Source organism: Qipengyuania sp. GPGPB31, assembly GCF_038396345.1.
GTDB lineage: Bacteria > Pseudomonadota > Alphaproteobacteria > Sphingomonadales > Sphingomonadaceae > Qipengyuania > Qipengyuania citrea.
Genome location: NZ_CP149572.1, coordinates 447,879 through 472,030, shown reverse-complemented (window position 1 = coordinate 472,030; position 24,152 = coordinate 447,879). Strand labels below are relative to the sequence as shown.

The 24,152-nt window shown below is 65.2% G+C and carries 23 protein-coding genes; 5 read left to right on the top strand and 18 right to left on the bottom strand.

Annotation, left to right across the window (positions count from 1 at the left end):
- Window positions 1-4: 4 nt before the first annotated feature.
- Both WKH79_RS02515 and WKH79_RS02510 read right to left on the bottom strand, forming a co-directional pair.
- A complete protein-coding gene (locus tag WKH79_RS02515) occupies window positions 5-886 on the bottom strand; it encodes a tyrosine recombinase (protein WP_341859507.1) in 882 nt (293 codons plus the stop codon).
- Window position 887: 1 nt separating this feature from the next.
- On the bottom strand, window positions 888-2,756 hold the full coding sequence (locus WKH79_RS02510; RefSeq protein WP_341859506.1) for a hypothetical protein: 1,869 nt from the start codon (window positions 2,754-2,756) through the stop codon (window positions 888-890).
- Window positions 2,757-2,962: 206 nt separating this feature from the next.
- Between WKH79_RS02510 and WKH79_RS02505 the strand changes: the two genes are divergently transcribed.
- The 3 genes from WKH79_RS02505 to WKH79_RS02495 are packed head-to-tail and all read left to right on the top strand — an operon-like array spanning window position 2,963 to window position 5,138.
- Window positions 2,963-3,529: a shikimate kinase gene (locus WKH79_RS02505; protein WP_050599927.1), complete on the top strand. Its 567-nt coding sequence runs from the start codon at window positions 2,963-2,965 to the stop codon at window positions 3,527-3,529.
- Complete coding sequence (aroB, locus tag WKH79_RS02500; RefSeq protein ID WP_341859505.1) at window positions 3,520-4,629, top strand: 3-dehydroquinate synthase; 1,110 nt, start codon at window positions 3,520-3,522, stop codon at window positions 4,627-4,629. The genes WKH79_RS02505 and aroB overlap by 10 nt, the downstream gene beginning before the upstream one ends.
- On the top strand, window positions 4,626-5,138 hold the full coding sequence (locus WKH79_RS02495) for a GNAT family N-acetyltransferase (RefSeq protein WP_341859504.1): 513 nt from the start codon (window positions 4,626-4,628) through the stop codon (window positions 5,136-5,138). Before aroB ends, WKH79_RS02495 begins: the two co-directional genes overlap by 4 nt.
- Here the strand turns inward: WKH79_RS02495 and WKH79_RS02490 are convergent, their stop codons facing one another.
- The 12 genes from WKH79_RS02490 to WKH79_RS02435 all read right to left on the bottom strand — a co-directional run bounded on the left by WKH79_RS02490 (window position 5,139) and on the right by WKH79_RS02435 (window position 16,580).
- Window positions 5,139-5,396 (bottom strand): hypothetical protein, encoded by a 258-nt coding sequence (locus tag WKH79_RS02490; protein ID WP_063505175.1) that lies wholly within the window; start codon window positions 5,394-5,396, stop codon window positions 5,139-5,141.
- 181 nt (window positions 5,397-5,577) lie between these two features.
- Entirely contained in the window at window positions 5,578-7,644 is a 2,067-nt protein-coding gene (locus WKH79_RS02485) for an acetyl/propionyl/methylcrotonyl-CoA carboxylase subunit alpha (RefSeq protein ID WP_341859503.1), read from the bottom strand.
- 5 nt (window positions 7,645-7,649) lie between these two features.
- Window positions 7,650-8,069 carry a lysozyme inhibitor LprI family protein gene (locus WKH79_RS02480; protein WP_341859502.1) on the bottom strand — a complete coding sequence of 140 codons (420 nt, stop codon included), beginning with the start codon at window positions 8,067-8,069 and terminating at the stop codon, window positions 7,650-7,652.
- On the bottom strand, window positions 8,066-9,076 hold the full coding sequence (gene bioB, locus WKH79_RS02475) for a biotin synthase BioB (protein WP_341859501.1): 1,011 nt from the start codon (window positions 9,074-9,076) through the stop codon (window positions 8,066-8,068). Before bioB ends, WKH79_RS02480 begins: the two co-directional genes overlap by 4 nt.
- Window positions 9,073-9,534 (bottom strand): DMT family transporter, encoded by a 462-nt coding sequence (locus WKH79_RS02470; protein ID WP_341859500.1) that lies wholly within the window; start codon window positions 9,532-9,534, stop codon window positions 9,073-9,075. Before WKH79_RS02470 ends, bioB begins: the two co-directional genes overlap by 4 nt.
- The gene (gene scpA / locus WKH79_RS02465; RefSeq protein WP_063511206.1) at window positions 9,534-11,693 is read right to left on the bottom strand and encodes a methylmalonyl-CoA mutase; all 2,160 of its coding nucleotides are present in this window, start codon (window positions 11,691-11,693) and stop codon (window positions 9,534-9,536) included. Before scpA ends, WKH79_RS02470 begins: the two co-directional genes overlap by 1 nt.
- Before the next feature lie 174 nt (window positions 11,694-11,867).
- A complete protein-coding gene (locus tag WKH79_RS02460; RefSeq protein WP_341859499.1) occupies window positions 11,868-12,653 on the bottom strand; it encodes an enoyl-CoA hydratase-related protein in 786 nt (261 codons plus the stop codon).
- A 102-nt stretch (window positions 12,654-12,755) separates the two neighbouring features.
- A complete protein-coding gene (locus WKH79_RS02455; protein WP_341859498.1) occupies window positions 12,756-13,367 on the bottom strand; it encodes a glutathione S-transferase family protein in 612 nt (203 codons plus the stop codon).
- A 153-nt stretch (window positions 13,368-13,520) separates the two neighbouring features.
- Window positions 13,521-13,970 (bottom strand): methylmalonyl-CoA epimerase, encoded by a 450-nt coding sequence (gene mce / locus WKH79_RS02450; protein WP_050599937.1) that lies wholly within the window; start codon window positions 13,968-13,970, stop codon window positions 13,521-13,523.
- Window position 13,971: 1 nt separating this feature from the next.
- Window positions 13,972-14,244, bottom strand: a complete 273-nt coding sequence (locus tag WKH79_RS02445; RefSeq protein WP_341859497.1) for a hypothetical protein — start codon at window positions 14,242-14,244, stop codon at window positions 13,972-13,974.
- Window positions 14,244-15,776, bottom strand: a complete 1,533-nt coding sequence (locus WKH79_RS02440) for an acyl-CoA carboxylase subunit beta (RefSeq protein WP_063511210.1) — start codon at window positions 15,774-15,776, stop codon at window positions 14,244-14,246. The genes WKH79_RS02445 and WKH79_RS02440 overlap by 1 nt, the downstream gene beginning before the upstream one ends.
- Window positions 15,777-15,830: 54 nt before the next feature.
- On the bottom strand, window positions 15,831-16,580 hold the full coding sequence (locus tag WKH79_RS02435; protein ID WP_341859496.1) for a TlyA family RNA methyltransferase: 750 nt from the start codon (window positions 16,578-16,580) through the stop codon (window positions 15,831-15,833).
- 34 nt (window positions 16,581-16,614) lie between these two features.
- On the opposite strand from WKH79_RS02435, the gene WKH79_RS02430 reads away from it, so the two are divergent.
- The gene (locus WKH79_RS02430; protein ID WP_341859495.1) at window positions 16,615-17,163 is read left to right on the top strand and encodes a hypothetical protein; all 549 of its coding nucleotides are present in this window, start codon (window positions 16,615-16,617) and stop codon (window positions 17,161-17,163) included.
- 492 nt (window positions 17,164-17,655) lie between these two features.
- Entirely contained in the window at window positions 17,656-18,738 is a 1,083-nt protein-coding gene (locus tag WKH79_RS02425; protein ID WP_341859494.1) for a branched-chain amino acid aminotransferase, read from the top strand.
- Here the strand turns inward: WKH79_RS02425 and WKH79_RS02420 are convergent, their stop codons facing one another.
- The 4 genes from WKH79_RS02420 to WKH79_RS02405 all read right to left on the bottom strand — a co-directional run bounded on the left by WKH79_RS02420 (window position 18,739) and on the right by WKH79_RS02405 (window position 24,137).
- Window positions 18,739-19,626, bottom strand: a complete 888-nt coding sequence (locus WKH79_RS02420; protein WP_050599943.1) for a DMT family transporter — start codon at window positions 19,624-19,626, stop codon at window positions 18,739-18,741.
- A gap of 2 nt (window positions 19,627-19,628) precedes the next feature.
- The gene (locus tag WKH79_RS02415) at window positions 19,629-21,698 is read right to left on the bottom strand and encodes an NAD(+) synthase (protein WP_160767077.1); all 2,070 of its coding nucleotides are present in this window, start codon (window positions 21,696-21,698) and stop codon (window positions 19,629-19,631) included.
- A 282-nt stretch (window positions 21,699-21,980) separates the two neighbouring features.
- Entirely contained in the window at window positions 21,981-22,997 is a 1,017-nt protein-coding gene (locus WKH79_RS02410; RefSeq protein WP_050599944.1) for a histidine kinase dimerization/phosphoacceptor domain -containing protein, read from the bottom strand.
- A 138-nt stretch (window positions 22,998-23,135) separates the two neighbouring features.
- Window positions 23,136-24,137, bottom strand: coding sequence for a DNA topoisomerase IB (locus tag WKH79_RS02405; RefSeq protein ID WP_341859493.1), 1,002 nt, complete (start codon window positions 24,135-24,137; stop codon window positions 23,136-23,138).
- Window positions 24,138-24,152 lie beyond the last annotated feature (15 nt).

Sequence of the window (24,152 nt, the reverse complement as noted above, 5' to 3'; positions counted from 1 at the left end):
GGCGCTAGTCCGAAGCGCGCGCGCGTGCAAGCGGATGGCGTTCGTTGACCAGTTTCACCAACCGCGCGGCATCGACATGCGTATAGATTTGCGTGGTCGAAATATCCGCATGGCCCAGCAGCGTCTGCAGCGCGCGCAAATCAGCCCCGCCTTCGAGCAGATGCGTGGCGAAGGCGTGCCGCAGGACATGCGGGCTGAGCTTCTCGGGCGCGAGGTTGGCGCGCACCGCCAGCGCCTTGAGCAGCTGGAACAGGCGCACGCGCGAAATGTGCCCGCTGCGCGAGGGAAAGAGCCAAACCGAATCGGATCCGCGCAGCGCCAGCCACCGCTTGAGCGCGGTATCGGCCCGCTGGCTGACGGGAACCATGCGCGCATGGCCGCCCTTCCCGGTAACGGTGAGAAACGGCGCATCGCGCGGTACTGCGGAAAGCGGCAGCGAAACCAGTTCGGTGGCCCGCAGCCCGGAACCGTAGAGCATTTCGAGCAGCGCCAGCATCCGCACCGCGAGCGGGGCATTGCCCCGGGCCTCTTCTTCCGCGGTCGCGAACAGCGCTTCGACCTCGGCATGCGACAAGATCTTCGGCAGCGGGCGGCGCGTGGCAGGGCGCGGCAGCGCATGCGTCGGATCATCCTCGCGCAGCCCTTCATCGACGAGGAAACCGAAAAACTGCCGCAGGGCTGAAACCTTGCGCGCCAGCGTCGCCGGGGCCAGCGACGACCAGCCCTGTCCCAACCGGGCGAGCTGCGCCGGCTGGGCGTCCTCCAGCCGGGTTCCGATCAGTTCCTCCGCCTGTTCGAGGTCGCGGCCATAAGCGAGAACCGTATTGCGCGCCGCCCCGCGCTCGGTGGCGAGCATGGCGAGAAAATCGGCGATCGAAGCGCCCATGTCAGGCGCGCGCGACCGCCTCCGCGGCGATCATTCTGGCTTCGGCTTCCAGCCCCACGCGCCGCAATGCGGAAACGATATGGAACAGGTGCCGCGCCGTCATGCGGTCCCAGCCCGATCCCTGCATGCCGAGCCCCGCCAGCATGGCGACCAGCGCCGGATTGTCGACTTCGGCCGCGCGTTCGATCATCCGCGTCCAGCGTGTCTGCGCCGCCAGGTCGATCCCCAGCCGCTCGCCATACTCGGCTATTTCGGCATCCGCGACGCGCCCCAGGCCCGCGAGCCCCGCGAGCAGCATGCGCGACTTGTGCTGCCGCGGCGAATCGTCTTCGTCCACGAAGCCATCGAGTTCGCCATCGCTGACCATTGCCGAACCGTCGGGATCGGCCAGGGCCAGCATGGCCCAGCCGACACTGCCGTCATCCACCACGCCGGCCCAGCGCATCGCATCGCGATCGAGCCCCGCCGCGAGCATGGCCGCGACCAGGCCGTCCGCATCGTCGGCCAATGCATCGTCGACCGGAAGGCGCGCGGCGGCATAGGCAGTCAGCACCACCCTGCCATAGGAAAACTCGCCGCCGCCGCCGCCCCAGATATCGCGGATCGCGGCGAGCCGCTGCAGCGGATCTGTTCCGACATACGCTTCGCGCAGGCGCGACGCGGTGACAGCGGCATCGCCCTCGGCGCCCTCCTCCGCGAAAATCTGGCTGTAGAGATCGACCATTGCCGCCGACGACAGGATGCCGCTGGCCGCTGCAATGTCCGCTGCGCGGGCGCGCTGCAGCGGGGTAAGCGCGGGGGTGAGCGCCGCGGTCCGCAGCAGGTCCGGCTCCGCATCGCCCAGCAATTCGTCGGGCACGGGCTCGCCCAGCGCATTGGCCAGGGCAAACCGCCACGGGGTCAATGCCGCGATCCCGTCCCATTCGATGGTTACCGCACGGCGTCCGCGCCCGGCGGAGCCCGCCACACGCTGCGCCAGCAGCACGTCAATACGGTCGTCCTCGGTGCGCGACAGCAGGCGGCGCAGGTCGTTCTGCGCACGGGTCGCCTCGCCCGCATAGGCATTGCAGATCCCCGCCAGCATCTGCCACTCGGCATCGTCGCGCCGGGTATCGACCAGCCGCACCGCGGGGCAGGCGCCGATAATGTCGGCACTGCCGATATAGGCCTCTACCGCCGCATCGGTGAGCGCGGGCGAATAGTTTGCCGTGTCGATATCCTGGACGACGGCGCGGGCGACGACATGTTCGCCCAGCGCGTTGAGCGCGCGGACCCGCAACGTCGCGAACTCGACCGGATCCATTTCCTCAGGCGTCGCCAGTCGGCTGGCCAGGGCGCGGCGCAGCAGGATGTGCCCCCAGCGCGAAACCATCGGACGCGTCGTACCGGCCAGCACCGCGCGCACCAGCGCGGCAGGCTGGCGCGCCAGCGAAGCAGCCGGCAGACCGCCCTCGCGCTGGCCGAGAATGCCCACCTGTTCCATCGACCGGCGTGCCGCGGGCGGGATGTCGAATTTCGGCTTCAGGCCCAGCAATTCGTCGAGTTCGTCGGTCGACATCGCCTCGAGCTCTTCGAGCGTCGGCAAGTCGGCCAGGTCGAGGTCGGTCCCGCCGACCGGCGCCGGCGGTGTCGGCAGGGGCTGCACTACTTCGCCCGATTGCGATGCGCCGGCTTCGCCCGGGTCGCGTGGTGCCGCAGCCGGTCCCGGCGCGGCCGGAGCCTGCGTCGCCCGGGGTGTCGGCGTCGGGGTCGGTGCCGGCGCGGGTTCGTCGAAACCCGGCGGCAGCAGATCGACCGGTGCGTCCTGCGCGAGAACCATCGCCGAGCTCAGCGCCAGTGCGGCGCCGCCCGCCAGCCATGCGGATTTCATCGTGCAGCCTCCGGCATATCGATACCCTGTTCGATCGGATGCAGCGGTTCCTCGCCGCCATCGATCAGCGCCGCGATCACCAGCACGGCGAACAATATTGCCAAGAGACCTGCAATCCTTCTCCCGCTCATCGCCAAGATTTTCGCGTCCCGTTTCAAGTGCTGATACCTTGCCCGCGCCCTAGCCCAGTTCTAGGCACGGCGGCAATGACCCATGCAACAGCCTTCACGCCTGCCGAAATCGGCGGCCTTGCCCGGCGGATCGATCGCCCCGTGGTGCTGGTCGGCCTAATGGGGGTCGGCAAGTCCACGGTCGGACGCCGCCTCGCGGCGCTGCTCGACACCGACTTCATCGATGTCGACGAGGAAATCGAACGCGCCGCCGACCGGTCGGTCAGCGAAATCTTCGAAGCGCATGGCGAACTCTATTTCCGCGCCGGCGAACGCCGGGTGATTGCCCGGCTGGTCGAGGAAGGCCACGGCGTGATCGCCACCGGCGGCGGCGCCTTCGTCGATCCCGAGACCCGGGCCCTGATCCTCGACCGCGCCATCGCGGTGTGGCTCGATTGCGATATCGATACGCTGGTCGAACGCACCGCGCGGCGCGACAGCCGGCCGCTGCTGCGCAAGGGCGATCCGCGCGCAATCCTGACGCAGCTCAAGGACCAGCGCGGCGACGCCTATGCCGAGGCGCAGGTCCATGTCGTCACCGACGATGCGCCGCACACCGAAACCGCGCTGAGCATCCTGAGTGCGATAGACGCATGGCTGTAATTCCCGTCGAACTGGCCGGCCGGGGCTACGAAGTGCGTGTCGGCAACCGGTTGCTGGCCGATCTGGCAGCGCAGGCCCGGCCCTTCCTGCGCAAGCGCTATGCCTGCATCGTGGCCGATGCCAACGCGCGCCGACACTGGGGCGAAGCCGTCGGCAATTCGCTTTCTGCCGTGGGCATCGAACCGCGCTGGTACGATGTCGCGCCCGGCGAAACATCGAAGAGCTGGGACAGTCTCGCCCGGCTGACCGACTGGCTGCTGGACCAGGGTGTCGAACGCGGCGACCATGTCTTCGCGCTGGGCGGCGGCGTGGTCGGCGACCTGACCGGCTTTGCCTGCGCGATCCTCAAGCGCGGCTGCGGCTTCGTGCAACTGCCCACCACGCTGCTGGCGCAGGTCGACAGTTCGGTCGGCGGCAAGACCGCGATCAACACCGCGGCGGGCAAGAATCTGATTGGCGCGTTCCACCAGCCTTCGCTGGTGCTGGCCGATCTGGGCACACTGGGCACGCTGCCCGAACGCGAACTTCGCGCCGGTTATGCCGAAGTTCTCAAATACGGCGTGCTCGGCGATCGCGGCTTTTTCGACTGGCTCGAACAGGACGGCCGGGCCGTCGTCGCCCTCGACCCCGCTGCCACCGAACGCGCCGTCGCCGCCAGCGTTGCCGCCAAGGCGCGGATCGTGGCGGAGGACGAACGCGAGACCAGCGGGGCCCGCGCGCTGCTCAACCTCGGGCATACCTTCGGCCACGCGCTCGAGGCGGAAACCGGCTTTTCCGACCGTTTGCTGCATGGTGAAGGCGTCGCGCTGGGGATGGTCCTGGCCGCACGCTATTCGGCGCGGCGCGGAGAAATTTCGCTGGCCGACGCGCAGCGCGTGACTGCCGCGGTCGATGCTGCCGGCCTGCCCGCGGAAATTTCCGCGCTGGGGCTCGACTGCGGCGGTCGGCGGCTTGCCGACCACATGCTCCACGACAAGAAGATGGACGCGGGCACGCTGCCGTTCATCCTGCTCCGCGCGATCGGCGAAGCCTATCTCGCCCGCGATGTCGAAATGACCGACATGGCGGCATTCCTCGACGAACAATTGCAGGCGCATTGACCGCCGATCCGGCCGCGCGCATCGTTGCGGGGATGGTGCTCGACATCCGCCCCGCCCACCTTTCCGATCCTGCAGTGAGGGAACTGGTCGCCTATCACCAGCGCGACATGCTGGCGATATCGCCGCCGGGTACCAGCTTTGCGCTCGACGAGAGTGGCCTTTCCGGACCGGGCATCACGCTGCTGGGTGCATGGCGTGGACGAGTGCTGGTCGGCATCGGGGCGATGAAACGCCTGTCCGCCGATAGTGCCGAACTCAAATCGATGCGCACCCATGCGGACCATCTGGGCCGCGGAGTTGCATCGGCAGTTCTCGACCGCCTGATCGCGATCGCCACAGCAGAAGGGATTTCCCGGCTCAGCCTCGAGACGGGCACGAACGAGCGGTTCGCCCCCGCGGTCGCACTGTATGCCAAGCGCGAATTTATCGCCGGCGAAGCTTTCGCGGACTACGCCAATGGTCCGCAAAACCAATGCTACCACCTCGCGCTTGCGCCGGCAGCGACCTGATCAGCTGAGCCGCGTTTCCAGCCGCGTGACCGAGGCCGCGCCCACCGGCTCGTACTCTGCCAGCATGCGGTCGTGGTCGGTGAAAAGCTGCTCGATCTCGCTGCGACGATGCAGCAGCGTGTGCGCTATACCCGGAGCGAGGCTTTCGCCGTCGCCGATCTTGCCGAGAATGGCCGACAAGTCGCTGATCGTCGCCTCGTCCGGCGTTTTGAAATAGTGGCCCTTCGCATCGAAGAAACCGGTACCCATGCGTGCCATGTTCGAAACCTCCTGCGTGGATGCACAAGGCGAACCCGAAGGCACGGATTATCTACCCCTTGGCGCAGGGATTCCAGAGCATTTACCATTTTGGCCGGCTCGGCGGGGAAACCTGCGCGAAACGGAAAGCACCGCTGAACCGATCTTGCGCAGGAAGTTCCGTTTGCGCCGGATCCGCGAACTATTCGAGTTCGAGGATCACCTCGTCCACCGCGAGGGAATCGCCTTCCGCCGCGTTGATCTTCCCCACCGTCGCCTGCTTTTCGGCGCGGAGGATGTTTTCCATCTTCATCGCCTCGACGGTGGCGAGCGGCTGGCCCGGCTGGACCTCCTCGCCTTCGGCTACGTGCAGCTTCACCAGTAGCCCCGGCATCGGGCAGATCAGCATTTTCGACAGATCGGGCGGGGTCTTCTCGATCATATGCGCCGCGAGATGCGCGACCCGCGTCTGCAGGATCCGCAAATGATGCGTCGCACCGCGCGTCGTGATGGCATAGCCGGTCCGGGTGGACCGCAGCTGGAGCGTGTAGCGCGCAACCGGATCGGCATCGTCGTCCGCTCCGTTTTCAAACAGCGCGACATCGACCATCGTTTCGCCCGGGGTGTACTGCATTTCCAGCGTGACCGGTTCGCCATCGACGGTCAGCGCGGCTTCCTCGAGCCGCACTTCGTGCGATGTCGAGCCTTCCTCGCGTTCGCCGATGCGCACGGTCCAGTCGCCGGGAGCGTAGAGGTCGTCGGACAGCTGCCCTTCGACGCGCCGCGCGCGGTCGGCATCGGCCGTGGCGATGACGCCGGCGACCGCGGCCAGAACCCGCGTCAGCTGGTCGGACGCGGGCGCGCCGGTGAACCCATCGGGATATTCCTCGGCGATGAAGCCGGTGGTCAGTTCGCCCGAACGGAAGCGCGGGTGCTGCATGATCGCGCTGAGGAAATCAACATTGTGCCCCAGCCCCTCAATGCGGAAGGCATCGAGCGCCGCGATCTGCAGATCGGCCGCCTCGTCGCGCGTTTCGCCCCAGGTGACCAGCTTGGCGATCATCGGGTCGTAGAACATCGACACTTCGCCGCCTTCGAACACGCCGTCGTCGACGCGGATGCCGTCGACGCCGCGGCGGCCATTGGCAGCGCCATCATCGGCCCATGGTTCGACCGGGGGCTGGTACCTTACCAGGCGCCCGGTGGACGGCAGGAAGCCGCGATAGGGATCTTCGGCATAGACGCGGTTCTCGATCGCCCAGCCGTCGATTTTGACATCGTCCTGCGTCATCGCCAGCTTTTCGCCCGCCGCGACACGGATCATCTGCTCGACCAGGTCGACCCCGGTGATCGCCTCAGTCACCGGATGCTCCACCTGCAAACGAGTGTTCATCTCGAGGAAGTAGAAGCTCTCGCCGGTCTTGTCGGCGCCGCTGACGATCAGTTCGACCGTGCCCGCGCTGTGATAGCCCACCGCCTGCGACAGCGCGACGCATTGCTCGCCCATGGCCTTGCGCATCTTGGGTGTGACGAAGGGCGACGGGGCCTCTTCGACCACCTTCTGGTGGCGGCGCTGGATGCTGCATTCGCGCTCGTTGAGATAGATCACATTGCCGTGCTTGTCGCCGAGGATCTGGAGCTCGATGTGGCGCGGATTGAGAATGAACTTCTCGATAAACACGCGGTCATCGCCGAAGCTGTTGAGGCCTTCACGCTTGGTCGCCTCGAAGCCTTCGCGCACGTCCTGTTCAGAATAGGCGAGCCGCATACCCTTGCCGCCGCCGCCCGCGCTGGCCTTCATCATCACCGGATAGCCGATCTCGTTGGAAATCCGCACCGCATGTTCGGTATCCTCGATCTCGCCAACGAAGCCGGGGACGACGTTGACGCCCGCTTCCATCGCGAGCTTCTTGGACTCGATCTTGTCGCCCATGGCAGCGATGGCGTTCACCGGCGGGCCGATGAAAGCGATGCCTTCCGCTTCCAGCGCTTCGACGAAGCTCGCGCGTTCGGACAGGAAACCATAGCCCGGATGCACCGCTTCGGCGCCGGTCTGCTTGGCCGCGGCAATGATCTTGTCCGCCACCAGATAGCTTTCCGAAGCGGTTGCGGGGCCGATATGCACCGCCTCGTCCGCCATGCGAACGAAGGGCGCGCGCGCATCGGCATCGGAATAGACCGCCACGGTCGCGATACCCATGCGCTTGGCCGTCTTGATGACGCGGCAGGCGATTTCGCCACGATTGGCGATGAGGATTTTCGTGAACATCGGTGTCAGTTCTCCGTTCCGGGTTTCGCTTCGCCGGACATCTGATTGCGCGTCAATTCGCGCAGTTCTTCGGTTCGCCGCTCGGTCAGAGCGGTCATGCAGGTGCTGTGGAGGAGCGGTTGCATCGTTCCCCCGCGCGCATCGTAACTCGACAGCCGGCAGTGCGCGTCGCGGTACGCGATCCAGGCGCGCTGGGCTTCCAGCAGGCTCTCCCAATAGCCCGGCTGGTCATCCTCGACCGCATAACCGTCCTCGCGCTGCATGATCGCGCGCATTTGCGGCCACAGCGCGTTCAGTTCGGCATCGGCCTGCTCCCATTCCCGATGCGCGCAGATGTTCATCTCGCTTTGGACTTGCGGGTCGGCGCAGTCGGGCATGCCGACAGCGGCCTGCGCAGTCAGCAGCAGGGACGACAGGATGATCATTCGGCCGGCTCGGCCACCTTGCAGGCGCGCATCGGTTCTTCCTGCTGCAGCGCCGTCAGGCCCAGCTTGGCAAACAGCGCCGCGTCGGTGTCGTCGCCCGCATTGGGCGCGGTGAGCAGCTTGTCGCCGGTGAAGATCGAATTCGCCCCGGCGAGGAAGCACAGCGCCTGAGTGGCCTCGCTCATGCTCTCGCGTCCGGCCGACAGGCGCACCATGCTCATCGGCATGGTGATGCGCGCGACCGCCACGGTGCGGACGAATTCGATATCGTCGATCTTGGCGAGCGGCGTGTCGGCCAGCATATCGCCCAGCACCGTGCCCTTGACCGGGACCAGCGCGTTGACCGGGACGCTTTCGGGATGGCGTTCCAGTGTGGCGAGCGTGTGGACGAAGCCCACCCGGTCGCTGCGCGTTTCGCCCATGCCGACGATCCCGCCGCTGCAGACATTGATGCCCGCATCGCGGACGTTCTGCAGCGTGTCGAGCCGGTCCTCATACTTGCGGCTGGAGATCACCCGCTCGTAATATTCGGGGCCGGTGTCGACATTGTGATTGTAATAGTCGAGGCCCGCTTCCTTTAGCATGTCGGCCTGTTTCGGCGTCAGCATGCCCAGCGTCATGCAGGTCTCCAGCCCCATCGCGCGCACGCCTTTCACGATCTCGACGATCGCGGGCATGTCGCGATCCTTGGGATTGCGCCAGGCGGCGCCCATGCAGAACCGCTGGCTGCCCTGGTCCTTTGCCTGCGCCGCGCGCTGGAGTACGGACTGTACTTCCATCAGCTTGGTTGCCTCGACCCCGCTGTCGGCCTTCACCGACTGCGAGCAATAGCCGCAATCCTCCGGGCACCCGCCGGTCTTGATGCTGAGCAGCGTGCACAGCTGGACTTGGCTTGGCGGGTGAAACTCGCGGTGGATGCTCGCGGCCTGGAACAGCAGTTCGGTAAAGGGAAGGTCGAACAGCGCCGCGATCTCGTCGCGGGTCCAGTCGGTGCGGATGTGGGTCATACAGGCTTCCTGGCAAGGTAAAGGCCGAATGCCATGACCGCCAGCCCGAGCGCGCGCTTGGGGGTGATCGCGCTCTGGATGGAGCCAAGCAGGCCGAAATGGTCGATAATCGCCGCAGCGACGATCTGGCCCAGCAGCACGAAGAAGATCGCATTGCCCAGCCCGATACGCGGCGCGGAATAGGCCACCGAAGTGGCGTAGAACAGCATCATGACGGCGCCGATCCACAACCAGGGCCGTTCGAATGTGAAGGTGCTGGCGGCGGGAAACCCGGTGAATACCAGCATCGCAGTGGCGATGACGAAGCCGATCGCGAAGGTCACCGCCGTCGCCGCCACGGGCCCGCCAAGCTGTTGGCCGAGCCCCGCGTTAAGCGCCGCGAAAACCGGAATGCCCAGCCCGGCCGCGAACATCATGGCGGCAAGCGGCAGGAAGGCAGGGGACGAAGATGCGCTCACTACTGCGCCGCCTCGTCCAGATCCTCGCCCGCGGGCGGCATGTTGTGGCCGAGCAAGCGCAGCACGTCGGCGGCGCATTCGACGACATTGCTGCCCGGGCCGTAGATGCCCTGCACCCCGGCATCGCGCAGGAAGTCGTAATCCTTCTGCGGGATCACCCCGCCCGCGATCACCTTGATATCGGCACGGTCGGCATCGCGCAGGTGCCCGATCAGCTCGGGGATCAGCGTCTTGTGTCCCGCGGCAAGGCTGCTGGCGCCGATCGCGTCGACATCGTGTTCCAGCGCCATGGCGCAGGCTTCACCGGGTGTCTGGAACAGCGGGCCAGAGAGGACTTCGAAGCCCATGTCGGTGAACGCGCTGGCAATGACATTGGCGCCGCGGTCGTGCCCGTCCTGGCCCATCTTGGCGACCATCAGCCGGGGTGCGCGCCCGAGCCGGCGTTCGACCGCCTGCACGCCTTCGACGACCTGCTGGTAGCGATCGTCTTCGGCATAGGCGGCAGCATACACCCCGCGGACCGGTTTGGGAATCGTGTCGTAGCGGCCATAGGCGTCTTCCATCGCCTGGCTGATTTCGCCCAGCGTCGCATCGTGACGCGCAGCCTCGACCGCGAGGGCAAGCAGGTTCCCCTCACGCTGGGCGGCCCCGCGCGCCAGGGCGTCGAGCGCAGCGCGGCAGGCGAAATCGTCGCGCTTGGCGCGCACTTCTTCCAGCCGCGCGATCTGGCTCTGGCGGACCTTGTGGTTGTCGATATCGAGCGTGTCGATCTCGTCTTCCTTGTCGCGGCGGTACTTGTTCACGCCGACGATGACGGTTTCCCCGCGGTCGACACTGGCCTGCTTGGCGGCTGCCGCCTCCTCGATCTGCGCCTTGGGTTTGCCGCTGGCGACATATTCGGTCATTCCGCCGGCCGCCTCGACCTCGTCGAGCATGGCCTTGGCCTGTTCGACCAGCGCGGCGGTGAGGCTTTCGATGTAATAGCTGCCGCCCAGCGGATCGGCGACATTGGTGATGCCGGTCTCCTCCTGGATCACCAGCTGCGTGTTGCGCGCGATGCGGGCGCTGAAATCGGTCGGCAGCGCGATCGCCTCGTCCAGCGCATTGGTGTGCAGCGACTGCGTTCCGCCCAGCACCGCCGCCATTGCTTCCACCGTGGTGCGGATCACGTTGTTGTAGGGGTCCTGCTCCTGCAGCGAGACGCCACTGGTCTGGCAGTGCGTGCGCAGCATCTTCGACTTAGGGTTCTGCGCCCCCAGCCCTTCCATGACATCGTGCCACAGCGCGCGCGCGGCGCGCATCTTGGCGATCTCCATGAAGAAGTTCATGCCGATGCCCCAGAAGAAGGACAGGCGCGGCGCAAAGGCATCGATATCGAGGCCCGCTTCCATCGCGCGCTTGGCGTATTCCTTGCCGTCGGCGATGGTGAAGGCCAGTTCCTGCACCGCCGTCGCCCCGGCTTCGTGCATGTGATAGCCCGAAATCGAAATGCTGTTGAATTTCGGCATGTTGGCCGAAGTATATGCGATGATGTCCGAAACGATCCGCATGCTCGGTTCGGGCGGATAGATATAGGTGTTGCGGACCATGAACTCCTTGAGAATGTCGTTCTGGATGGTCCCTGCCAGCTTGTCCTGGGCGACGCCCTGCCGTTCGGCGGCAACGATGTAGAAGGCCAGCACGGGGATGACCGCGCCGTTCATCGTCATCGATACGCTCATCGTGTCGAGCGGGATCTGGTCGAACAGGATCTCCATATCGCGCACCGTATCGATCGCGACGCCCGCCTTGCCGACATCGCCGACGACGCGCGGGTGATCGCTGTCATAGCCGCGGTGCGTGGCGAGATCGAATGCGACCGACAAACCCTTCTGCCCGGCCGCAAGGTTGCGGCGATAGAAGGCGTTCGATTCCTCTGCCGTGGAGAAGCCCGCATACTGGCGGATGGTCCACGGGCGCCCGGTGTACATCGAGGCATAGGGCCCGCGCGTGAACGGCGCGATCCCCGGCACCCCGGGATCGACCAGCGCTGCGGTGTCCTCGGAGGTATACAGCGGCTTCACCGCGATCCCCTCGGGCGTGTGCCAGGTGAGATCGCGCCCCTTCACTTCCTTGTCGGCGAGGGGCTTCCAATCGTCATAAGTCGGCTTGTCGGTCATGCACGGTCCTAAACCACAATCGTATGCACAGGAAAAGAGCGGGCGCGGTGCAAACCACCCTCTACCCCCGTCACCCCCGCGCGGGCGGGGGTCCAGATAAGGGTGCGATCAATGGCAAGCTTCGCTGGATCCCCGCCTTCGCGGGGATGACGAAAGACTTGCGGCGTTCGCCTCTTACTCGCCCTTGAAGTCCGGCTTGCGCTTCTGGAGGAAAGCCATGCCGCCTTCCATCGCATCCTTGCTCGCACCCGCCAGGCGCTGGCCCTCGGCCTCGGCCAGCAGCACCTCGGTGATGGTGCCGTCCATCGCGGTGGCGATGTTCTTCTTCATCGTGGCGTAGGCCAGCGTCGGACCATTGGCGAGCTTCTCCGCCAGCGCGCGGGCTTCGCCGATCAGCGCATCGTCATCGACCGCCTTGTAGATCAGGCCCCAGTCCTCGGCCTGGCTCGCGCCGATCTTCTCGCCCAGCATCATCATCCGCGTGGCGCGCGCGCGGCCGATCGAGCGCGCGAGCAGCCAGGTCGATCCGCCATCGGGCACGAGGCCGATGTTGACGAAGGCCTGGAGGAAATAGGCGCTCTTGCCCGCCAGCACGAAGTCGCCCGCCAGCGCAAGGCTGCAGCCGACGCCAGCGGCGGGGCCATTGACCGCGCAGATCACGGGCACGTCGGCGCGCAGCACCTGGTTGATCGCCGGGTTGTAATGGTTCTGCAAGGCGCGGTGGCTGCCGCCCTTGTTCTGCAGCGCGCTGCCCTCGCCCCGCGCGGCGAGATCGGCGCCCGAGCAGAAACCCTTGCCCGCGCCGGTTATCAGAACTGCGCGGCTGTCGCCCAGATCGTAGAAAGCCGCGCCGATTTCGTCCGCCATCTGCGGCGGCATCGCATTCAACCGGTCGGGCCGGTTGAGCGTGATGGTGGTCAGCGGGCCGTCCTTTTCGACGACGATGGTTTCGTAGCTCACGCGTCACTCTCCAGGGTGCTATTGGTTAGTTTCGTTTCGTTTCGCAACCGACCTTGGCTGCGATGACGCCCGCGTGCAAGAGGCTTGCGCAGCGGGTGGGATTCAGGCCGCCGCGCTGGGCCGTGCCGATACCCGCTCGTGCCATGCCGCCAGCGCCGCGCATTCCCCGGGCATTTCGAGCCCGACGAACTTGGCGAAATCGACCGTGGTCAGCAGCAGGATATCCGCGGCGGAGAAATCGTCGCCGGCGAGGTGGTCGCGCGCCCCGAGCGATTCGTCGAAGAAGCGCATCGCCTCGGCAACGCGCGGCCGGTTGGCCTCGCCCCATTCCGCATTGCGCCCCGGCAGGGCGGCGGTGAAGGGATGCGTATGCACCCACACCGCGCCGACCGGCGGCATGAGGATCATCTCGACCCTGCGGCACCACATCTCGATTTCCGCGATTTCCCGCGAGGTGGTGCCGAACAGCGGCGGTTCGAGATGCTCGGCCTCGAGATAGCGCATGATCGCGACGCTTTCGGCGATCACGGTGCCGTCGTCGAGCTCGAGGATCGGCGTCTGCCCGCGCGGGTTCTTGGCGACGAAGTCCTCCGCCTTCTGCTCGCGCTTGGGGATCGAGACTTCCTTGCTGGGAAGCTCAATGCCCTTCTCGGCGGCGAAGATACGCACGCGGCGCGGATTGGGCGCCGGGTTGGGACTGTCGTAGAATAGCATCGAAGTTCCTCTCATTTCCGCCGTCTTTTCCCGTCATCCCCGCCCAGGCGGGGATCAGATAACGGTCGTTCAAACTCGCAAGGTCAGCTGGACCCCCGCCTGCGCGGGGGTGACGAAAAAGGTTGGGCGCGCGCGATCAGTTCTCCCACCCCCTCAATTCGACCAGTGCGCGTCGTCCTTGGGCGTTTCCATGATCTCGGTCAGCTGGCCCATCATGTCCTTGGGGTGCAGGAAGAAGATCGGCGTGCCATGCGCACCGATGCGCGTCGGGCCGAGGATCCGCTTACCCATGTCCTCGAACCACTTACGCGCGTCCTCGATGTCCTCGACTTCGTAGCAGACATGATGCTGTCCCCCTGCGGGGTTCTTGGCGAGGAAACCGGTCAGCGTGGACTGCTCGCCCAGCGGCTCGATCAGCTCGATCTGCGTGCCATTGGTCCCGTTCTCGCCCGGCGTGTCGACGAAGCAGACCGTCACGCCCTGCTCCTCGAGATCGAAAGGTTCATGCGTGATGCTCGCGCCCATGACATCGCGATAATAGCGCAGCGATTCCGCAATCGAAGGCGTCGCGACGCCGATATGGTTGAGACGGCCGAGTTTCATGTCAGTTTCCTTGTCCCTTACGAACAATCGTCATTCTGCAAGATCCTTCATCCGAAGGCGCACCAATGTCGAAATCCTGATGTAATCCAACGAACTGGTCGCGGGCCAAAAGACGCAATATCTGCGAAGCAAAGTGCTTCAACCCCGCATCGTCTCCCTCAATCAGAATCTCTCCAGCGTCGGTTGTGATGTGTTTGAACACGAAGCCGGAAAAGTTGTCCTGATCATCTTGGTCTAGCCTGTCAGCCAACAAAAGAAGCTCTGCGCGTTCCATTACAACGGAATGTTATCATGCTTCTTCCACGGGTTCTCGAGCTGCTTCGTCCGTAGCTTCCTCAGCCCCAGCGCAATCCGCTTGCGGGTCGAGTGCGGGTAAATCACCTCGTCGATATAGCCGCGGCTGGCCGCCACGAAGGGGTTGGCAAAGCGGTCTTCGTATTCCTTGGTCTTCTCGGCGATCTTGTCGGGATTGTCGCGGTCCTGGCGGAAGATAATCTCCACCGCGCCCTTGGCGCCCATCACCGCGATTTCGGCGGTCGGCCAGGCGTAGTTGAGGTCGCCGCGCAGGTGTTTGGAGGCCATCACGTCATAGGCGCCGCCATAGGCCTTGCGGGTGATCACGGTGATCTTGGGCACGGTCGCCTCGGCATAGGCGAACAACAGCTTCGCGCCGTGCTTGATGATGCCGTTGTGTTCCTGGCTGGTGCCGGGAAGGAAGCCGGGCACGTCGACGAAGGTCAGGATCGGGATTTCGAAGGCATCGCAGAAGCGCACGAAGCGCGCGGCCTTCTTCGAGCTGTTGATGTCGAGCACGCCCGCGAGCACCATCGGCTGGTTGGCGACGACGCCCACCGTGCGCCCCTCGACCCGGCCGAAACCGCAGATGATGTTCGCTGCATGGCCCGGCTGCACTTCGAAGAAATCGCCTTCGTCCAGCGTCTTACGGATGACTTCGTGCATGTCGTAAGGCTGGTTGGCATTGTCGGGGATCAGCGTGTCGAGGCTCGGCTCCTCGCGGTCCCAGGCATCGCTCGTCGGGCGTTCGGGCACGTCCTCGCGGTTGGACAGCGGCAGGTAATCGAAGAAATCGCGCGTCGCGAGCAGCGTCTCGATGTCGTTCTCGAAGCTGTTGTCCGCCACGCTGGTCTTGGTCGTATGCGTCTTCGCACCGCCAAGTTCTTCCTGCGTGACGACCTCGTTGGTAACCGTCTTCACCACGTCAGGGCCGGTGACGAACATGTAGCTCGAATCTTCGACCATGAAGATGAAGTCGGTCATCGCCGGGCTGTAGACCGCCCCGCCCGCGCACGGCCCCATGATCAGGCTGATCTGCGGCACCACGCCGCTGGCGAGCACGTTGCGCTGGAACACCTCGGCATAGCCGCCGAGCGACGCGACGCCTTCCTGGATGCGCGCGCCGCCGCTGTCGTTGAGGCCGATCACCGGCGCGCCGACCTTCATCGCGGTATCCATCACCTTGCAGATCTTCTCCGCATGGCGCTTCGACAGCGAGCCGCCGAAGACGGTGAAATCCTGGCTGAAGACATAGACCAGCCGGCCGTTGATCGTGCCCGACCCGGTGACCACGCCGTCGCCGGGGATCTTCTGGTCCTGCATGCCGAAATCGACGCAGTCATGTTCGACATAGGTGTCGAGTTCCTCGAAGCTGCCTTCATCAAGCAATATGTCGAGCCGTTCGCGCGCGGTCAGCTTGCCCTTGGCGTGCTGCGCGTCGATCCGCTTCTGCCCGCCGCCCATCTTGGCGGCATCGCGGCGGCGTTCCATTTCGGCGATATTGGCGGACATGCTCTCTCCGTGAATAGGTTTTGATGTGCGACTAGTGCCAAGCGAGGCGCAAGGTCAATCGCGCGGCGCGCTTCTCTCGGCGCTGATGAGGAACTCGACATTGCCTTCGGGGCCGGTGATCGGGCTTTGGGCGATGCCCTGTACGGTAAAGCCCAGTCCTTCGATCCAGTCGCGCACTTCGTCGCAAACGCGGCGGTGCAGCGCGGGGTCGCTGACCACGCCCTTCTTGCCCACTTCCTCGCGCCCGACCTCGAATTGCGGCTTGATCAGCGCGACGAGGCGGCACTGCGGGGCCGCGAGCTGGAGCGGACGATCGAGTACCTTGGCCAGCCCGATGAAGCTGGCATCGCACACTACCCAGTCGCATGGCTGGTCGATCATGTCCGGCGTCAGGATGCGCGCGCTGGTCTGTTCGAGCACGGTGACGCGCTCGTCCTGCCGCAGTTTCCAGGCCAGCTGGTTGGTGCCGCTGTCGACTGCGAAGACATGCTCCGCCCCGCCCTGCAGCAATACGTCGGTGAAGCCGCCGGTCGAACTGCCGATGTCCATCGCCACCGCGCCGCGCGGGTCGAGGTCGAAATGCTCGATCGCATGGGCCAGCTTGATGCCACCGCGCGAAACCCAGGGGTGATCGCGCCCGCGCACGTCGAGCGGCGCGTCCACGGGCAATTGCTGACCGGGCTTGGCCAGTTTCTGTTCGCTGCTGAACACCAGCCCCGCCATGACCAGCGCCTGCGCGCGCGTCCGGCTCTCCACGAGCCCGCGGTCCACCAGCATCTGATCGAGGCGCATCTTTTTCGTCATTGGAAACATGCGCGTTAGCGATCATTGTGCATGCATGAAACCGATCTATGTGCATCTGGGTGGCGCGCTGGCGCTGAGCTTCACCATCGCGGCCTGCGTGCCCGCGCCCGATTCGACCCCGGCACCGACGCCGACCCCGTCGCCCACCGCCACCGCGCCGGCCCCGCAGCGGCCCGCTCCGCCCGCATCGGAAAACTGGATCGACCGGCCGCAAACCGCGGGCGACTGGAGTTACCGCGCCGGGGCCGATGGCGGCGTGGCCATGTTCGGTGCAAATGCCGACAAGCCCGTGTTCGCGATCGATTGCGACCGCGGTGCCGCACGCGTAACCCTCAGCCGTATCGGCAGCGCCGCCGCACCTGCGACGATGACGATCCGCACCGAAACCACCGATCGCACGCTTGCCGCGACGCCCGCTGCGCGCGAACTGCAATCGCTGATGGCCACGCTTGCGGCGAATGACCCACTGCTCGATGCGATGGCGGTGACGCGCGGACGATTCGCGGTCGAGACGCCGGGGTTGTCCACACTTTACCTGCCGCCCTGGGCGGAAGTTTCCCGCGTGATCGAGGATTGTCGCTAGGCGGAGTCGCGACCCGCGTCGCTCTCGCGGCACGCGGGATCTCGCGGCACAAAAAAGGCCCGGGAAACGACCCGAGCCACAAACACCAAGTCTGACGTGGGAAAACTTTTTTACAAGGGTTGTTTTGCCCCCCTCGAAGACTCCAATATGCCTTCCAAGATCAGCGGCGAAACGCGATCTTGGTCCCCGGAGACGGGGTACTTTGGCTCTAAACAGCGCGAAAGGAGGTGATCCGATGTCTCATGGTCCAGCAGAGAGGTCGGCAAGTTTCCGCACGGGGCACTATCGGTAGAACATACCTTTAGAGGCTTCGTAAGCGGCACTTCCCGCCGCTGACCATGCGAAGGGCAGTTCCACCTACGGGCGTGGGGCTGCCCTTCTCATTTTGCCGCGCCGGCAGTTCGCGGGCATTGCGCGCCATGATCCGACTGACCATTCCCGGCCTGCTCCAAAACCTTGCCTCGCGCGCGGCTTCCCATTACCCGCGCGCAGATGGATTTCGAGCACCTACCCCATTCCGCCCCCGTCCCCGGTGAAACACGCCAGCAGGCCCTGATGGACCCCGGCTTCGGCACGCTCTTCACCGACCACATGGTGGTCATCGATTACGATGCCGATCTTGGTGGATGGCACAAGGCGACGCTGGGCCCGCGCGAGCCGATCAGTCTCGATCCGGCGGCAGCGGTGCTGCATTATGCGCAGGAAATCTTCGAAGGCATGAAGGCGTACAAGCGCGAAGACGGCACGCTGGCGCTGTTCCGCCCCGAACAGAATGCCCGGCGCTTCAACGAAAGCGCGCGCCGTATGGCGATGCCCGACTTGCCCGAAGAGCTGTTCCTCGAATCGATCCGCCAGCTGGTGGCTAAGGACCGCGATTGGGTCCCCTCGATCCCCGATGGCGCGCTGTACCTGCGGCCCTTCATGTTCGCTTCCGAAGCATTCCTCGGCGTACGTCCCGCGCGGCAGTACAAGTACATCCTGATCGCCTCGCCCGTCGGCGGCTATTTCAAGGGCGGCGCGAAGCCGGTCAAGATCTGGGTCAGCCGCAATTACACCCGCGCCGCCCCCGGCGGCACCGGGGCGGCCAAGACCGGCGGCAATTACGCTGCCAGCCTCGTCCCGCAGGCCGAAGGAATCGAGAATGGCTGCGACCAGGTGGTCTTTCTCGACGCGGTCGACAAGAAATGGGTCGAGGAACTGGGCGGGATGAACCTGTTCTTCGTGTTCGACGACGGCAGCGTGATCACCCCGCCGCTGACGGGGACGATCCTTCCCGGCATCACCCGCGACAGCCTGATGCAGCTTCTTCGCGAGGAGGGTCTGCAGGTGCGCGAGGAACCGTACAGCATCGACCAGTGGCGTGCCGACGCCACCGAAGGCCGCCTGCTCGAGACAATGGCCTGCGGCACCGCCGCGGTCGTCACCCCGGTCGGCACCGTGCTGGGCCCCGATGGCGAATTCACCATCGGTAGCGGCGGGATCGGGCAGATGACCCACAAGATCCGCGAAAAACTGGTCGGCATCCAGAAGGGCGCCATCGAGGACACCCACGGCTGGACGGTCACGCTCGACTGATCAGAAACGCGGGCGCACCAGGAACCGGCGCGTGAAAGTCGCGCTGGGCCGCAGCACGATTATCGCCACCCCTGCCAGCGCGATCGCACCGCCGATCACCAGCCGCTCGCCGATCGCATCCCCGGTCAGCCACGCGCCGAACACGATCGTCAGGATCGGCGTGAACAGCGTGAGCGGTACGACCAGATTGGCGTCGTATTCGCCAAGCAAGCGGAAATAGGCGGTGTGCGCCCCGATCGAGACGACCAGGCTGGCAAAGACCAGACACGCCGCCAGTTCCCAGGGCGAAGCGGCCAGAGCCGCGAACTGACCACTTTCCAGCGTAAGTGACAGGGGCAGCAGCACGGCGACCGAAGCCACCGCCGCCCAGCCCTGCAGCCGGATCGACGACAGGTCGAGACGCTTGACGAAAACGGTGCCGAGCGCCCCGACCATCGCCGAAAGGAATACCAGCAGCAGCCCGGTGCTGGTCTGCATCTGGTTCTCCCCTGCCATGGCGAACAGCACGCCGCCGAAGGCGAGGCCGATGCCCAGCCCACGCCGCCAACGCACCTTTTCGCCCAGGAAGAGGATTGCGAACAGCACCGTCATCGGCGCGCCGCTCAGGCTGACGACGCCGGCGGCTGACGGGCTGGCGGTTTCCAGGCCCATGAACAGCAGCGCGAAGGATCCCCCGCTGATGGCCAGGCCGATGACGAGGACCTGCCACAGCTTGGCCGGCAGGGGCCGCAGCAGCGGAATCAGCACCGCCGCGACGATGATGGAGCGCACGAGCGCGTAGAACAGCGGCGGAGCAGAAAAGTCGGTAATCGCCAGCTTGCTGACCACGACGTTGAGCGCCCAGGCGATGTTGCAGAACGCCATGATCAGCAAAGCGCGAAAGGACATCGTCAGTCCTCGAGCGGGGGCAAGGCGGCGGCCAGTTCGGCCAGCCAGGTATCGGCCACCGAATCGCTCGGTGCGCGCCAGTCGCCGCGCGGGCTGAGCGCGCCGCCTGCACTGACCTTGGGCCCGTTGGGCAGTGCCGAGCGCTTGAACTGGCTGAACCCGAAGAACCGCTTGAGGAATTTCTCCAGCCAGTGGGCAATCGTGGCGAGATCGTAGTGGTTCTTGGCGTCTTCGGGGAAATCGATCGGCCACTGGCCCGCCTGCACATCTTTCCACGCATGCCAGGCGAGGAACGCGACATGGCTCGGCTTCTGCCCCCAGCGTACGATGTGATGAAGGAAGAAGTCGTTCAGCTCATAGGGCCCGATGATCGATTGCGTGCTCTGTATCGCGCCATCTTCTCCGGCCGGCACCAGTTCGGGGCTGATTTCGGTATCGAGAATATCGGCGAGCACGGCGTCCACGCCTTCGTCGAACTGGCTGGTCTGGGTCGTCCAGCGGATGAGATACTGGATCAGCGTCTTGGGCACGCCCGCATTGACGCCGTAATGGCTCATCTGGTCACCCACGCCATAGGTGCACCAGCCCAGCGCCAGCTCGCTCAGATCGCCCGTGCCGATCACCCAGCCGCCATGCTGGCTGGCAAGGCGGAACAGGTAATCGGTGCGCAGGCCCGCCTGGACGTTCTCGAAAGTCGTGTCGTAGACCGGCTCTCCATCGGCGAAGGCATGGCCGATATTCTCCAGCATCAGCCGCGCGGTGGCGGTGATGTCGATCTCCTCGGCGGTGATGCCGAATGCCTTCATCAGCCGCCAGGCGTTCGACTTGGTGTCGTTCGACGTCGCGAAGCCGGGCATGGTATAACCACGGATATCGGTGCGCGGGCGCTTCAGCCGGTCCATCGCCTTGGCCGCCACGATCAGCGCGTGCGTGCTGTCGAGGCCGCCCGAAATCCCGATCGTCAGGCATTTGGGGTTGGTCGCCTGGATCCGCCGCATCAGTGCATCGACCTGGATGTTGAACGCCTCGTAGCAATCCTCGTCCAGCTTGTCGGCGCGGTTCGGCACGAAGGGAAAGCGCCGGATGGGACGATGCAGGCCGATGTCACCGCGCACGGCCGCATGGTCGAATTCGACGCGGCGGTACCAGTCCTCGGGCCGCCCGGCCGCTTCGGCGGCATCATTGAAGGTCTGCATGCGCATGCGTTCCGACAGGATGCGCTGCGTATCCACGTCGGCGATGCTCAGCTCGGGCTCCAGATCGAAGCGTTGGCTCTCGGCCAGCAGATCGCCCAGCTCGTAGATCATGCCCTGCCCGTCCCACGCCAGGTCGGTGGTGCTTTCGCCGTGCCCGCTCGCCGAATAGGCATAGGCGCATAGCGTCCGGCTCGAACTGGCGCGTGCCAGCAGGTGCCGTTCGTCCGACTTGCCGATAACGATGTTCGACGCAGACAGGTTGAGCAGGATCGCAGCGCCGGCAAGCGCAGCCATGGTCCCTGGCGGATTGGGCGCCCAGAAATCCTCGCAGATTTCTATTCCGAAGGCGAAACCGGGCAGATTGCTTGCTGCGAAAATCAGGTCGGTGCCGAACGGCACTTCCTGCCCGCCACAGCGAATGGTCAGTCCGACGCAGTCGCGGCCATGGGCAAACCAGCGCTTCTCGTAATATTCGCGGTAATTGGGCAGATAGCTCTTGGGAACGACGCCCAGCAGTTCGCCCCGCGCCACGACCAGCGCGCAGTTGTAGATGCGTCCACCGCGCCGCAGGGGGGCGCCGAACACCAGCACGGGTGTAAGATCCCGCGATGCCTCGACGATCGCGGCGACCTGCGCCTCGACCGCGTCGAGCAGGGCCATCTGCAGATGCAAATCGTCGATGGCATAGGAAGAAAGCGCAAGTTCGGGATAGAGCAGCACGTCGACATGCTGCGCGTGGGCCTGGCGGGCAGTCTCCAGAATGCCTGCCGCATTATACGCGATATCCGCCGTGCGCACCTTGGGCGTGCTGGTCGCCACGCGGACAAAACCATGCGTGTGAAGATCGTAGAAGGAATGCGTGTCGCTGCCACTCATGCGGGCTGGGCCTTTCGGGTCGGGATATCCAGATGCGGGTGCCGGTTCAAGCCAGTCCGCTGGCTGGCAAACGCCCAGCTCGGCCAAGCGTTTCTGGACCGAAGCGCGGGCAATCTTGCCCTTCGCTTCCCAGCCGTAGACGGTGCGGCTGGGCCACGGATTGGGAAGGCCATAGCGCGCGCCGAACTGGTCCGCGCTCAGGGGCGGGTCATGCGTTTCGCGCCAGCGGCGCAACTTGAAACCAGCCAAGTGCATTCGCGGGCGGTATCCTTTTAGGCTACCCTAGGCAAGTTCGCTCTGGTCCTCGCGCCGCATTTCGGTGCGATAGCCGTTGAGGATCGGCCCGGCGTGGTGGGTCGCTTGCGCCTGAGTGGCGAAGGCCGCAAGCAATTGACTCCCCAGCCCGCCGCTGGGATCGGTCGCAGCTTCTGCGCCTATTCCGTTGTCTTCGATCGTGAAACGCCAGCTTCCACCGCGCTCGTTGAAGAACACTGCGATCGTCCCCGGTCGCTGTTCGGGGAATGCGTATTTGCAGGCATTCGCCACGGCTTCGTTGAGATAGAGGCCGATCGCCACCGCCTCTTCGGGCGTAAGCGTCGCCTCGTCGATCTCGCGGAACAAGCGGACCGAAGGCGGCAAAGCCGATGCCTCGATCCGGTCGAGCAGGAATTCGAGATAGGGCTTGATCGAGACATTCGGCTCGTCCGACTGTTCGAGCGCCAGCGCCGAATACGCATCGGCGAAGGTCCGTACCCGTCCCACCGCATCGTCGAGCGGTGCGTGCAGTTCGGCCTGCGGGATGCGCCGTTTCTGAAGTTCGAGCATGCTGGCGACCAGCGCGAAATTGTTCTTCGTGCGATGTTCGAGCTCCGCCAGCAACGTCAGCCGCCGGTCGGCGCGTTCGCGGATTTCGGATAGCGTCGCCTGGGCGGCGCGGCGGAATGCCTCGGCGAACACCACGACCACCACCGCGCTAACGGCATTCAGCAACACACGCACCGGATCGGTGGGGTCGGCGAACAGGAAGGATCTCGCCGGCGGGAGGATGAAGAACCACGCCCAGCAGAAAGTGACTGCCAGCGCGACCACTCCGGCACGCCAATGGCCGTACAGCGTGGCAAGCAGGACGGTGGGGTAAATCAGCGCGAAGGGTCCCGATACCGGAGCCCAGACGTCGATCAACGAGCGCACCCCGATCATGGCAGCCGCACACATTCCGCCGAACACGATCTGCGCTGCCACCTTGCTGCGCCGGGCAAGGAACTGGCGGCTGACATCGAAATTGGCAAGCCGGTGCATGATGGCAGTCTTCCGGCGGAGTACAGATGCCCGCCGCTACCGTGATGCATAGGCGAACGCTCGACGGCTCCGCACCATCGGTCCGGTCCATTTACTGCGTTAAATCAAAAAGCGGAAGAGGCTTGCCACGCTCACGCCTCAGGCGGCCAGCAGATCCTCGGCTTTCGGACATTCCTGCAAGAGCTCGATCAGCGCGCGTTCCTCGCGGGTCAGCCAGCGCGTCGCGCGCGGCAGCCGGAGTTCCTTGCGCCAGCCTTCCTGCCCGTCGAGCAATCCGAACAACACCGGGTGAATATAGCTTTTGCGCGCCACGGCGGGCGTGTTGCCGAGATGGTCGGAAACGCACTCCAGCAGTTCCTTCATCGGGATCGTACCCTCGGCCTGGTGCAGGCAGGTCAGCGCCTTGACGCTGGCGTGCCAGGTGCGGAAGTTCTTGGCGCTGAAATCCTGCCCCATGATCTCGCGCAAATAGGCGTTCACGTCGCTCGAACCGACCGCATGCTGCTCGCCGTCGTCATCGATGTATTTGAACAGGTTCTGGCCGGGGAGGTCCTGCATCTTGCGCACCACCCGGGCGAGGCTGCCATCGGAGAGGGTCACTTCGCGCAGCTTGCCGCCCTTACCCTTGTAGCGCAGCCGCAGGGTCTTGCCGGTCAGTTCGGCATGGCGGTTGCGCAGCGTGGTGGCACCGAAACTCTTGTTCGTCCTGGCATAGCCCTCATTGCCGACACGCACCGCGCCCAGATCGAGCAGGCGGACCACGCTGGCGATGGCGCGGTTGCGGGTCAGCTTGTTGCCCCGCAGATCGTCCTCCACCCGCTTGCGCACGAGCGGTAGGAGATTGCCGAATGTGATGCAGCTGTCGAATTTCTCGCCCTCGCGGGCAGCCCGGAACTGCGGGTGGTACCGATATTGCTTGCGCCCCTTGGCGTCGATGCCGGTCGCGAGGATGTGGCCATTGGGGGCCGGGCAGAACCATGCATCGGTATAGGCGGGCGGCAGCGCCACGGCATTGAGCCGGCGCTTCTCCGCCCGGTCGGTGATCAGGCGCCCTTCGGGATCGTAATAGGCCCACCCCTTGCCCGCTCCCTTGCGGGAGATACCGGGCAGATCGTCGTCGACATAGATGAGCTTCGTCATGGCGAAGGGAAGAAC